The sequence below is a fragment of the Stenotrophomonas maltophilia genome (genome assembly GCF_006974125.1).
Lineage (GTDB): Bacteria > Pseudomonadota > Gammaproteobacteria > Xanthomonadales > Xanthomonadaceae > Stenotrophomonas > Stenotrophomonas maltophilia_O.
The window spans coordinates 2,720,809-2,732,992 of sequence record NZ_CP037858.1 but is presented as its reverse complement, the minus strand read 5'-3'; the positions used below and the strand labels follow the sequence as shown (position 1 = coordinate 2,732,992).

Here is a 12,184-nt window from a genome sequence, read left to right as displayed (position 1 = left end):
CTTTCCGGCCCAACGTCCCCTGGGGGCGCTTATTCGCGTGATTTACTGCGGGGTATTGCCGAACGGCGCGCAGCGACAGAAAACCGAGCGCGTGCGCCAACCGGTTACTGCGAAATGAATGATTCTGAAACGGGGTTCAAGTGTTAACGGCAACTTTGCAGATCGTCAAGACTTTGACACGACAAATCCTATTGCCGTGAAGCAGTTCACTCTTTCGCCTGTTTATAAAATGATTTTGTTAGCGACGCGTGACGATACTTTGTCGCCTGAAAATCCATGTAACTAGCGGGCACATCAGGATTTTCACGCGCGCAAAGAAAAAACCCGCCGATCAACGGCGGGCTTTTCCATACGCGGTGGCATTGATGCCTGCGCGATGTGGTGCGATCAGCCGCACCACACCCGCGCGTTGCGGAACATGCGCATCCACGGCGAATCACCCTGCCACTCGGCCGGGGCCCAGCTCATGTTGAGCGCGCGCGGGGTGCGTTCCGGGTGCGGCATCATGATGGTCACGCGGCCGTCGCTGCTGGTCAGGCCGGTGATGCCGTCCGGCGAACCGTTCGGATTCAGCGGGTACTGGCTGGCAACGTTGCCGTGGCCATCGATGTAGCGCAGCGAAACACGGGCCGCGGCCTGGTCGACCGCGTTGTCGAACACCGCCTGGCCTTCACCATGCGCCACTGCCACCTGCAGGCGCGAACCGGCCATGCCACGCAGCAGGATCGATGGAGATTCCACCACTTCCAGCAGCGCGGTACGGGCTTCGAACTGCTCGCTGGCGTTGCGGCGGAACTGCGGCCAGTGTTCGGCACCGGGAATGATGTCCTTCAGCTGGCTCATCATCTGGCAGCCGTTGCACACGCCCAGGGCGAAGCTGTCCTCGCGCGCGAAGAACGCGGCGAAGGCATCACGCAGCGCACTGCGCTCCAGGATCGAAGTGGCCCAGCCACGGCCAGCGCCAAGCACGTCGCCGTAACTGAAGCCGCCGCAGGCGACCAGGCCGGTGAAGTCCTGCAGGGCGACGCGGCCTTCGATCAGGTCGCTCATGTGCACATCGAAGGGGCGGAAGCCGGCACGTTCGAAGATGTTCGCCATTTCGATCTGGCCGTTGACGCCCTGCTCGCGCAGCACGGCCACGCGCGGACGCGCACCGGTGCTGATGAACGGGGCGGCCACGTCTTCATTGATGTCGAAGCTGAGCCTGGGCTTCAGGCCCGGTGCGTTGAAGGCACGGGCGATCTCACGCTCGGCATCGGCGTTGGCCGGGTTGTCGCGGCGCTTCTGCATGGCGTGGGTGACCGACCACCAGGCGTCGAACAGCGTTTCCCAGCGCCATTCGGCCAGGTTCTCGCCAGCCAGCGACACGCGCACCACCGGTGCGGTGGTCGGCTTGGCGATGCGCTGCGCGCACTCGGTCAGTGCATGGCGCTCGACCAGGTCGGCAAATGCCGCGCGGTCTTCGCGCGCGATCTGCACCACCGCGCCCAGTTCTTCGTTGAACAGGCTGCGGAACGGATCGTCGCCCCAGGCGTCGAGGGTGATATCCAGCCCCAGGCGTGAAGTGAAGGCCATTTCGCACAGCGCGGCGAAGGCACCGCCGTCGCTGCGGTCGTGGTAGGCCAGCAGCAGGCCGGCCTGGCGCGCATCGCGGATCAGTTCGAAGAAACCGCGCAGGCGCTGCGGGTCGTCCAGATCCGGGGCAGCACCGGCGAACGCCGGCAGGTCACCGTGGTCGGCATGCACCTGGGCCAGGATCGAACCGCCCAGGCGCTGCTTGCCAGCGCCGAGGCCGATCAGCCACAGCTCGCTTTCGACGTCGCGGTCGAGCAGCGGGGTCAGCTGCTGGCGCACGTCGGCCACCGGCGCGAACGCGGAGATCACCAGCGACACCGGCGACACGCTCTTGTGCGCTTCGCCCTGGTCGTGCCACTGCGCCTGCATCGACAGCGAGTCCTTGCCCACCGGGATGCTGATGTCCAGCTGCGGGCACAGTTCCATGCCCACCGCCTTCACCGCGTCGTACAGCAGCGCGTCTTCGCCCGGGTGGCCGGCAGCGGCCATCCAGTTCGCCGACAGCTTGATCTCATCCAGCGCATCGACCGGGGCCGCGCACAGGTTGGTCAGCGCTTCACCCACCGCCATGCGTGCCGACGCGCCCGCGTCGAGCAGGGCCAGCGGGGTGCGCTCGCCGATCGACATCGCTTCGCCGGCCACGCCGTCGAAGTCGGCCAGGGTGATCGCCACGTCGGCCACCGGCAGCTGCCACGGGCCGACCATCTGTTCGCGTGCGGTCAGGCCACCGACGCTGCGGTCACCGATGGTGACCAGGAAGTTCTTCGAGGCGACCGTCGGGTGCGCGAGCACGCGCAGGCCGGCTTCCTGCAGATCCAGGCCGCCGGTCTTCAGCGCCGGCCAGCGCGGTGCCGGCGGGTGTGCGGTGTCGCGGTGCATCTTCGGCGGCTTGCCGAACAGCACGTCCATCGGCAGGTCAATCGGCGCATCGGCCGGCGTGTGGCCCGGCACGGCACCGTAAGCCACCACCAGGTGTTCCTCGGCGGTGGCCACGCCGACCGCAGCGAACGGGCAGCGCTCGCGGGCGCACAGCGCCGCGAACTCGGCCAGGCGCTCCTGGGCCACGCCCAGCACGTAGCGTTCCTGCGATTCGTTGCACCACAGCTGCATCGGCGACAGCGACGGATCATCGGTGGGCACCTTGCCCAGGTCGATCACGCCGCCGACCTTGGAGTCGTGCAGCAGTTCGGGGATGGCATTGGACAGGCCACCGGCACCGACGTCGTGGAAGAACTTGATCGGGTTGTTGGCGCCCATCGCCACGCAGCGGTCGATGACCTCCTGGCAGCGGCGTTCCATTTCCGGGTTGTCGCGCTGCACGCTGGCGAAGTCCAGGTCCTCGGCGCTCTCGCCGGAGGCCACCGAACTGGCGGCACCGCCGCCCAGGCCGATCAGCATCGCCGGGCCACCCAGCACGATCACCGCATCACCGGCCTGCAGCTGGATCTTGTCCACCTGCACGCGGTCGATGGCGCCGAGGCCACCGGCCAGCATGATCGGCTTGTCGTAGGCGCGGACCAGGCCGGCGCCTTCAGGCAGCTCGAAGCTGCGGAAGTAGCCGAGCAGGTTCGGGCGGCCGAACTCGTTGTTGAACGCGGCGCCGCCGAGCGGGCCATCGGTCATGATTTCAAGCGCCGGCGCCATGCGCGGATTCAGCGCGCGCGGCGCCTCCCACGGCTGCGGCAGCTCGGGAATGCGCAGGTGCGAGACCGAGAACCCGGTCAGGCCCGCCTTCGGCTTGCCGCCGCGGCCGGTCGCGCCTTCATCGCGGATTTCACCACCGGCGCCGGTCGAGGCGCCCGGGAACGGTGCGATGGCGGTCGGGTGGTTGTGGGTCTCCACCTTGATCTGGAACGCGCTGGGCACCTGCGGTTCACGACGGTACTCGCCGCTGGCCGGATCCGGGCGGTAGCGCGAGGCCGGATGGCCTTCGATCACCGCGGCGTTGTCGCTGTACGCGCTGAGCGTGTGCTGCGGGGTCTGCTGGTGGGTGTTCTTGATCATCCGGAACAGCGAGCGGTCCTGCTCCTGGCCGTCGATGGTCCAGCTGGCGTTGAAGATCTTGTGGCGGCAGTGCTCGGAATTGGCCTGCGCGAACATCATCAGTTCGACGTCCGACGGCGAGCGGCCCAGCGCGGTGAAGCGTTCGCGCAGGTAATCGATCTCGTCCTGGGCCATGGCCAGGCCGAGGCGCTCGTTGGCGGCCTCCAGCTGGTCCACCGGCACGCGTTCCAGTTCGCCACGGGCGGGCGCCGAGAACAGCGCCTGGCCCTGCTGCACGGTCTCCAGCACCGACTGCGTCATCGGGTCGTGCAGCGCCTTGACCAGCGCCTGCTGCACGTCGGCATCGGCCGGCCAGCCCTGCACGTCGATGCGCAGGCCTCGCTCGACCCGGCTCACCGGCTGGCCGGCACCGCGGACCAGTTCGGTGGCCTTGCTCGACCACGGCGACAGCGTACCCAGGCGCGGCACCACGATTCGGCTGACCGCGCCTTCGGCCACGGCCTCGGCCTGCGGCGCAGCTTCGAGGATGCGGCACAGGGTGGCGAGGTCGGGAGTGGCGCTGCCTTCGGGCTGCACGAAGTAGACGTGCCAGGCACCACTGATGCGCAGGGAGGGAGCGATGGACTGCAGGCGGGATTCAAGACGTTCGCGGCGGAACGGCGACAGGGCGGGCGCGCCCTCGAGGACCATCATGTCCGGGGAACCGTAGTTGGGAAACGGGCCCGACATTGTACCGGAAGCGGGGGATGGGCTTTGGCCGGGCGGCGCCCGGCACCCGCCGAGGCCAAGGCAACGGCAACGGCAACGGCCAAAGCAAAAGCTGGGTTCCCGTGGGATGGCGGGGTGGGTCCGGTTGCGGGGGACGCCGTAAACCCGTCCCTGGGGGCTTGGCAGCCGCATCCATGCGGCTGACACCCCCGCAACCGGACCCACCCCGCCTTCGACAGATTTCCGCGATCTGCGGTAGATCCACACCATGTGTGGATGCTCCCTGGTTGCCGGCCGCTGGCCGGCAACCAGGGAAATCCCAGAAGTCAGGCATTGGAGAGCGAAGCGACCGGCTTCTGCTTTTGATTTTTTGTTCTGTCTTTCGTGGCTGGCCGCGCAGGAACCTGTCAAGGGCCGGGTGGGTGGGGTCAGGCGGGGTGTCCGCGGCATGGATGCCGCGGCCAAGCCCCCAGGGACGGGTTCACGGCGTCCCCGCCTGACCCCACCCACCCGGCCAAACCTCAGAACCCCGCTGTAAGCGACCCATCCCAGCCACGAGGGGGGCTCCGCCGATGGCCGCCGACCGCGCGCAGCGCCGCTCTCCGCCCGAATCCCGGAACCATGCGCTTGCTCACGGATTGACCACACGATTGATGACAACGTTGTCCCCACCTGGTGCCGGACTCTCTCCCCGGCCTCCCAGGTACCTCCGTCCGCCCCCCTCCGTCGCCTTCCCGGGCGACGCCCGGACCTGCGTCACGCGCGGCGCCATCGGGGCCCGCGCGCCCTTTGATCGGAGACTTACCCATGTACGACCCGATTGTGCGCAGTGCCGAACGTTCGACCCGAAGCTGTCGTCCCCGCCGCCTGGCCTGGCTGCTTGCCCTGGCCGCCGGTACCGCCGCCCTGCCCGGCCTGGCGCAGGCCGCCAGCTGTGCCGGGGTGGCCCAGTGGGACCAGGCCAAGATCTACCGGGCCGGCGATACCCTGCAGAAAGGAGGCGTCCTCTATCGGGCGAACCAGGACATCTGGAACGCGCCGCCGGACCATCCGGCCGGTGCGCCCTACTACACCAACCTCGGCGCCTGTGATGGCAGCGGCGCCAACCAGCCGCCGGTGGTCAGCCTGACCTCGCCGGCCAACGGCGCCACCTTCAGTGCCGGCAGCACGGTCAACGTGACCGCCACCGCCAGTGATCCGGACGGCAGCGTCGCCAAGGTCGAGTTCTTCCGCGATGGCAGCACGCTGGGCGTGGCCACCAGTGCGCCGTATGCGGCCAGCTGGGCCAATGCCAGCGCCGGCAGCCACACCCTGCGCGCGGTAGCCACCGACAACAACAACGCCACCAGCAGCACCGCGACCATCACCATCACAGTCAACGCCGCCGGCGGCGATACCACCGCACCGAGCGTGCCGGGCGGGCTGGCGGTCGGCACCCGCACCGCAAACAGCATCGCGCTCAGCTGGAGCCCGTCCACCGACAACACCGGGGGCAGCGGCGTGGCCGGCTACGACGTGTACCGCAACGGCAGCCTGGTCGGCTCGCCGTCCAGTGCCAGCTACGTCGATGGCGGGCTGACTGCATCCACCACCTACCGCTACCGTGTGCGTGCCCGCGACAACGCCGGCAACGCGTCCGCCCAGGGCACCGAGATCAGCGCCACCACGCTGGCCGGCGACGGCGGCACCACCGGCAAGCGGGTCATCGGCTACTTCACCCAGTGGGGCATATACGGCCGCAACTACCGGGTCAAGAACATCGACAGCAGCGGTTCGGCCGCGCGCCTGACCCACATCAACTATGCGTTCGGCAACGTTCGCAACAATCGCTGCGAAGTGGGCATCACCCAGCCGTCGGATCCGAACAGCGGTGCCGGTGGCGATGCCTTCGCCGATTACACCAAGGCCTTCAGTGCCGCCGAGAGTGTCAGCGGCAGCGCCGATACCTGGGACCAGCCGCTGCGCGGCAACTGGAACCAGCTCAAGCAGCTCAAGGCCAAATACCCGGGCATGAAGGTGCTGATCTCGCTGGGCGGCTGGACCTGGTCGCGTGGCTTCTCCAGCGCGGCGCGCCCGGAAAACCGCCAGGCCTTCGTCGCCTCGTGCATCGACGCCTACATCAAGGGCAACCTGCCGGTAACCGACGGTGCCGGTGGTGCCGGTGCCGCACTGGGTGTGTTCGACGGCATCGACGTCGACTGGGAATACCCGGTGGCGTGCGGCATCGAATGCGGCAAGCCGGAAGACAACGCCAACTTCACCGCGCTGATGGCCGAGTTCCGCCGCCAGCTCGATGCGGTGCGTCCAGGCCTGTTGCTGACGGTGGCGGTGGGTGCCGGCATCGACAAGATCCGCGTCACCGATCCGGCCGCGTATCACCCGTACCTGGACTACATCAACGTGATGACCTACGACTTCCACGGCGCGTGGGATACGAAGACCAATCACCAGTCGGCGTTGTTTGATTCGCCGAATGATCCGTCCACCGGCGACCAGAAGCTGTACAACAGCAACGACGCCATCGAGGCCTTCATCAGCCGAGGCGTGCCTGCGGCCAAGCTCAACCTGGGCATCGGCTACTACGGGCGCGGCTGGACCGGTGTGGCCAACGCCAACAACGGCCTGTACCAGACCGCGACCGGCGCCGCGCCGGGCACCTACGAGGCCGGCATCGAAGACTGGAAGGTGCTGAAGAACCTGGCGTGGCCGGGCTACACCGACAACACCGCCGGCGCCACCTGGATCTACAACGGCAGCACGCTGTGGAGCTTCGACACCCCGGCCAACATCACCCGCAAGATGGGCTACGTGAAGACCCAGGGCCTGGGCGGCGCGTTCGTCTGGGAGTTCAGTGGTGACGATGCACAGGGCACGCTGACCAAGGCGGTCAGTGATGGCCTGAAGTAAAAAAAAGCCGGGGATGCGACACGCATCCCCGGCCTCGAATCCGTGGAGCCGAGCCCTGCTCGGCTGCCACATGTGGAACCGCAGTCGAGCGTGGCTCGACGCTGCCGTTCCGCGTCAGCGCTTCCCGGACAGCTTGTCCAGCGCCGCGCGCAGCTGCGCCGGCGGCAGGTAACCACCCAGCTGGGTGCCATCCGGCGCGAAGATCGCCGGCGTGCCGTTCACGCCCAGCTGCTGGCCCAGTGCGTACTGCATCGCCACCGGGTTGGTGCAGTTCTTGGCCGGCACGCTGCCACCGCGCTTGGCGTTGGTCAGTGCCTGGCGACGATCGGCCGCACACCAGACCGAGATCATGTCGGTGTAGTCCTTGCTGCCCAGCCCCATGCGCGGAAACGCCAGGTACTCGACGGTGATGCCGTTGCGGTTGAGCTCGGCGATGTCCTGGTGCAGCTTGCGGCAGTAACCGCACTCGATATCGGTGAACACGCTGATGGTGTACTTGGCGTTCGGCGCGGCGAACACGATGCGGTCGCCATGGTTGGCCTTGGCCAGCAGATCACGGCGGTAGCCGAGCAGGCCTTCGCTGTTGGCCGGGCCCTTGGCACGGGTGTCGTACGGCTGCGACTGGAACAGGTAGCGGCCGTCGTCGGAGACGTACAGCAGCTGACCGGAAACGACGACCTCGCGGAAGCCGGGGAACGGCGCGGCGCCGATGTAATCCACCTGGAAACCGGGGTTCAGCGCGGTCAGCGCGGCGCGTACCGCCTGGTCGGCGGGCGCATTCGCGGCCGGGCTGGCCTTGGCCGCAGCAGCGGCGGGTGCCTTGGCGGCCGGCGGGGCCGGCTGGGCGCAGGCGGTCAGGCTGAGCGCACCGAACACGGCGGCGATGGCAAATCGGAGCATGGAGCAGTCCGCGACAGAAGAAGACCCCGGATTCTGACACAGCCACCGGCACCGGGCCGCGACGCCGCGCACCGCCCGGGGCCAGGGTTCAGGCCGCGGCTCAACCGCGCGGATGATGCCGAGCGTGCAGTTTCTGCAGGTGCTCGCGCGCCACCAGGGTGTAGATCTGGGTGGTCGACAACGAGCTGTGGCCAAGCAGCATCTGCAGCGCGCGCAGATCGGCGCCACGATTGAGCAGGTGGGTGGCGAAGCTGTGGCGCAGGCCATGCGGGCTGATCCGCACCGGGTCGATGCCGGCCACCTGCGCATGGCGCTTGACTAGGTGCCAGAACGCCTGCCGGGTCAGCGCATGCAGCGTCGGCTCGACGAACAGTGGCGTCTGCCCATCCGCCAATGCCTGCACCCTGCCCTTGCCGACCAGTTGCGGCCGCGACTGCTGCAGGTAGCGCTCCAGCCAGTGCTGCGATTCCTCGCCCAGCGGCACCAGCCGTTCCTTGCTGCCCTTGCCGGTGACCCGCAGCACGCCCTGGCGCAGGTTGACGGCGGTGGCCGGCAGCAGCACCAATTCGCTCACGCGCAGGCCGGCGGCGTACATCAGCTCCAGCATGGCGCGATCGCGCAGGCCCAGCGGGCTCTCGACATCCGGCGCCGCCAGCAGCGCGTCGATCTGGCTCTCAGCCAGCGCCTTGGGTAGCAGCCGAGGCAGCTTGGGGGGATCCAGCAGCGCGCTGGGGTCTTCACTGCGGTCACCCCGTCGCACGCCATCGGCGAAGAACGCGCGCAACGCCGACATCAGGCGGGCATTGCTGCGCGGCGACCAGCCATGACGGGTACGCCAGGCCAGGTAGTCGAACAATCCCGGACGTTCGATGCCGGCCAGGCCGCCATCGCGCCCGTCCATCCAGCGTGCCAGGCCTTCCAGATCGCGCCGGTAGCTGTCGAGGGTGGCGCGGGCCAGACCGTTCTCGGCCCAGATCGCATCGAGGAAACGCTGGATGCGCACGCTGTCATCGGCGCGCAGTTCCGGCAGTTGCTGCACCAGCTGGCGGCGTTCGGCGGGGGTGGAAACAGAGGCCATGCGTGCAGGATACGAGGGCGACTGCGGATGCGGCCAGCATTGCGTATGCTCGGCGCATGTCCCGCCCTGCCATTGATTCGGCCCCTGCGGCCGCGACCGAGCTGCCCCGCCCGCGCGCATTGCTGCTGTGGCGCGTGCTGGCGATGGTCTACGACGCGCTGCCGGTGCTGGCGCTGTGGATGCTGGCCGGCACCCTGTTCACCCTTGCCTACACCCTCAGCGGCCACGCCCAGCGCGAGAACATCGCACCGTTCAGTGCCTGGCAGTGGCTGCTGTGGGCGGTGTGCTGGCTGATCACGGGGTGGTATGCCACGGCCAGCTGGCGCCGCGGCGGGCAGACGCTCGGCATGCGGCCGTGGCGGCTGAAGCTGGAATCGAGCGATGGCGCGCCCCTGCGCCGCGCACAGCTTTGGCTGCGTTTCGCCGTCGGCACGCTGTCGCTGCTGCTGGGCGGACTGGGATTCTGGTGGGCGTGGGTCGACCGCCAGCATCTGACCTGGCACGACCGCGCCAGCGGCACCCGCGTGGTGCGTATACCGAAACGGTGATGCACGATCTGTAGAGCCGAGCCCATGCTCGGCTGGCAGGCGGTGCGCAAAAAGCAGCCGAGCATGGGCTCGGCTCTACAGAATCAAGCACGCTGGGCCGGGATGCTGGTGGTCCTGGCGCGGATGCCGAAGCGCTGGATTGCCCCGGTAGCGCCGGGCATGGCCCCGCGCTACCAGAATCAGCCTGATTTCCGCCGGAACAGCAATCCCGATACTGCCAGCATCACGATCGGTGGCAACGCGTAGGCGATGCGGTAATCGAACTTCAACGCGCCGGCCATGCGGCCGAAGAACAGCTGCAGCAGCCAGAAGCCCAGCGCGAACAGGATGCCGAGGAACAGGCGCTTGCCCATGCCACCACTGCGCAGCGAGCCGAACGCGAACGGCACCGCGGCCAGGCACAGCGCCAGCACGTTCACCGGGTAGAACCAGCGGCTCCAGTACACATCTTCGTAGTCGCGCGCATCCAGACCGTTGCGCTCGCGGTATTCGATGCTGGTGCGCAGTTCGGCCACGCTGAGGTTGCGCGGCTTGGCGATGCCGGTGGCCAGCGCCCCGGCGTCCAGCTTGGAGTTCCATGGCTCGCGCGCCACTTCCTCGCGCGTGGCCGAACGTTCACCGAAGGTATCGCGGCGCACGCCGGTCAGCACCCAGCCGTCACGGTCATGCTCGGCCGTGTCCGCATGGGTCAGCGAGGCGATCCGACCATCCTCGGCGATGCGATACAGGCGCACGTCACGCAGGATCAGCCGCGTGCCCTTGTCTCCCACCAGCTGCTCTTCGCCACCGGCAGCGCTGAGGAAGGTATCGCCCTCGCGCGCCCACAGGCCGGAATAGCGGGTGGTGGAGATGTCGCGCCCCCACTTGGCACTGGACTTCAGCGCGTCGGCCCGGTCCTGGCCCCAGGGGCCCAGCGTCTCGGCGCTGAGCACCATCACGGCGGTCAGCAGCGACAGGGCGATGGCCACCGATACGCTCAGGCGCTTGCGCGACAGGCCCAGCGCACGCAGCGCGGTCAGCTCAGAGGTCGCGGCCAGCTGGCCCAGCCCCATCAGCGCACCAATCACCGCAGCGGTGGGGAACATGGTGTAGGCACGGCGTGGCACCGTGTACAGCACCCAGGCGGCAGCATGCCCCAGGGTGTAGCCGTTCTTGCCGATGTCCTTGAACTCGCCGGAGAACGCCATCACCACGTCCAGGCCCACCAGCACGGCCCAGGTCAGCAGCACCGTGGTGAACACCGACTGGCCAAGATACAGGTCGAAACGCATCGGGCGCAGCCTCATGCGCGGGCTCCCTTCGGGCGGCCCAGGCGGCCATCACGTGCATACATCCAGATCGCCAGCGCCAGCAGCGGCAGGGTCAGCCACCAGAGGCCGAGCGCAGGCGGAATCTTGCCGTTGGCGATCCAGCCACTGCCGATGAACATCAGGTTGGTACCGACCATGTAGGCCATCAGCGCCAGCATCATCCGCCCGTAGCGCTGCTGGCGCGGCGAACTGCGGCCCAGCGGCACGGTCAGCAGCGCAAATGCCAGTGCGATCAACGGCGGAGCAAGGCGGCGATGCAGCTGTGCCTGCGCCTCGGGCCGGTCATCGCCGAACAGCTGCGTGGTCGGCATCAGTTCCGGATCATCCCCGGTACGGGTCTGCGCACCGTCGGGCAGGGCCACATCGTTGCGGGCGAAGGTGGCCAGACGGTAATCCAGCCCCCCGGCCACCGGGCCTTCCACCTGGTGGCCATCATCCAGTTCCAGGAAGCGCTGGCGCGCGCCTTCGAAGAACATGCGCCCCCCTGCGGCGGACACCACTTCCAGGCGGTCGTCCTTCTGCCGCTGCAGGAAGACCCGGCCCAGCTGGGTACCATCGGGCGAGATCGAAGACAGGTAGACCACGCCGCCATTGGGCAGCTGGGTGAATCGGCCCGGCTCCAGACCCGCCATCAGCACGCTTCGATTGGCCTCGATGATCATCTGCTCGGCCACCCGGCCGGCCCATGGGCCCAGCCACAAGGAGCAGGCGCCGACCAGCAGCACCACCGGCACCACCAGCATCAGCAGCGGCCGCAGCAGGCGCCTGGGACCCACGCCAATGGCAGTGATGACGGCCATTTCCGAGTCGCGGTAGAGGCGGGCCACCGCCAGCAGCAGGCCCAGCATCAGCGCCAGCGGCAGGATCAGTGGCAGGTAGGCGATGAACTGCAGGCCCAGCTGGGAGAACAGCAGCTTGGCCGGCAGGCGCCCGTCGGCGATGTTGCCGAGGATGTCCACCAGCACGCCGCCCACGCTGACCACCAGCAGGACGATCAGGGTAGCCAGGAAACTCTGGACGAAATCGCCCAGCAGGTATCGGTCGAGCTTCAACATGGGGCGGTGGTTTAAACTCTGGGGTTCGTTCGCGGTGCCGCCCAGTCTACTGTCTGGGCGTAAACGGTCCGCGATTGTACGGACTTGCCAATGGAATCT

7 protein-coding genes are annotated in these 12,184 nt (G+C 68.0%); 2 read left to right on the top strand and 5 right to left on the bottom strand.

Features of this window, described 5'->3' with window-relative positions; translation table 11 throughout:
* Positions 1-387 precede the first annotated feature (387 nt).
* Entirely contained in the window at positions 388-4,272 is a 3,885-nt protein-coding gene (gene purL / locus EZ304_RS12365) for a phosphoribosylformylglycinamidine synthase (protein ID WP_142807218.1), read from the bottom strand.
* Between the two features lie 822 nt (positions 4,273-5,094).
* Here purL and EZ304_RS12360 point away from each other — a divergent pair.
* A complete protein-coding gene (locus EZ304_RS12360) occupies positions 5,095-7,194 on the top strand; it encodes a glycosyl hydrolase family 18 protein (protein ID WP_142807217.1) in 2,100 nt (699 codons plus the stop codon).
* A 114-nt stretch (positions 7,195-7,308) separates the two neighbouring features.
* Here EZ304_RS12360 and EZ304_RS12355 read toward each other — a convergent pair whose 3' ends face one another.
* Both EZ304_RS12355 and xerD read right to left on the bottom strand, forming a co-directional pair.
* The gene (locus tag EZ304_RS12355; protein ID WP_099551386.1) at positions 7,309-8,094 is read right to left on the bottom strand and encodes a thioredoxin fold domain-containing protein; all 786 of its coding nucleotides are present in this window, start codon (positions 8,092-8,094) and stop codon (positions 7,309-7,311) included.
* 100 nt (positions 8,095-8,194) lie between these two features.
* Positions 8,195-9,172 (bottom strand): site-specific tyrosine recombinase XerD, encoded by a 978-nt coding sequence (xerD, locus tag EZ304_RS12350; RefSeq protein ID WP_142807216.1) that lies wholly within the window; start codon positions 9,170-9,172, stop codon positions 8,195-8,197.
* Between the two features lie 56 nt (positions 9,173-9,228).
* On the opposite strand from xerD, the gene EZ304_RS12345 reads away from it, so the two are divergent.
* Positions 9,229-9,720 carry an RDD family protein gene (locus EZ304_RS12345; RefSeq protein WP_142807215.1) on the top strand — a complete coding sequence of 164 codons (492 nt, stop codon included), beginning with the start codon at positions 9,229-9,231 and terminating at the stop codon, positions 9,718-9,720.
* Positions 9,721-9,899: 179 nt separating this feature from the next.
* Here EZ304_RS12345 and lptG read toward each other — a convergent pair whose 3' ends face one another.
* Positions 9,900-11,006 (bottom strand): LPS export ABC transporter permease LptG, encoded by a 1,107-nt coding sequence (lptG, locus tag EZ304_RS12340; RefSeq protein WP_099551389.1) that lies wholly within the window; start codon positions 11,004-11,006, stop codon positions 9,900-9,902.
* Entirely contained in the window at positions 11,003-12,085 is a 1,083-nt protein-coding gene (gene lptF, locus EZ304_RS12335) for an LPS export ABC transporter permease LptF (protein ID WP_099551390.1), read from the bottom strand. Before lptF ends, lptG begins: the two co-directional genes overlap by 4 nt.
* Positions 12,086-12,184 lie beyond the last annotated feature (99 nt).

Bases quoted from the DNA above. Each gene is read 5' to 3' on its own strand.
- purL (WP_142807218.1), bottom strand. From the start codon at position 4,272: ATGATGGTCCTCGAGGGCGCGCCCGCCCTGTCGCCGTTCCGCCGCGAA.
- EZ304_RS12360 (WP_142807217.1), top strand. From the start codon at position 5,095: ATGTACGACCCGATTGTGCGCAGTGCCGAACGTTCGACCCGAAGCTGT.
- EZ304_RS12355 (WP_099551386.1), bottom strand. From the start codon at position 8,094: ATGCTCCGATTTGCCATCGCCGCCGTGTTCGGTGCGCTCAGCCTGACC.
- xerD (WP_142807216.1), bottom strand. From the start codon at position 9,172: ATGGCCTCTGTTTCCACCCCCGCCGAACGCCGCCAGCTGGTGCAGCAA.
- EZ304_RS12345 (WP_142807215.1), top strand. From the start codon at position 9,229: ATGTCCCGCCCTGCCATTGATTCGGCCCCTGCGGCCGCGACCGAGCTG.
- lptG (WP_099551389.1), bottom strand. From the start codon at position 11,006: ATGAGGCTGCGCCCGATGCGTTTCGACCTGTATCTTGGCCAGTCGGTG.
- lptF (WP_099551390.1), bottom strand. From the start codon at position 12,085: ATGTTGAAGCTCGACCGATACCTGCTGGGCGATTTCGTCCAGAGTTTC.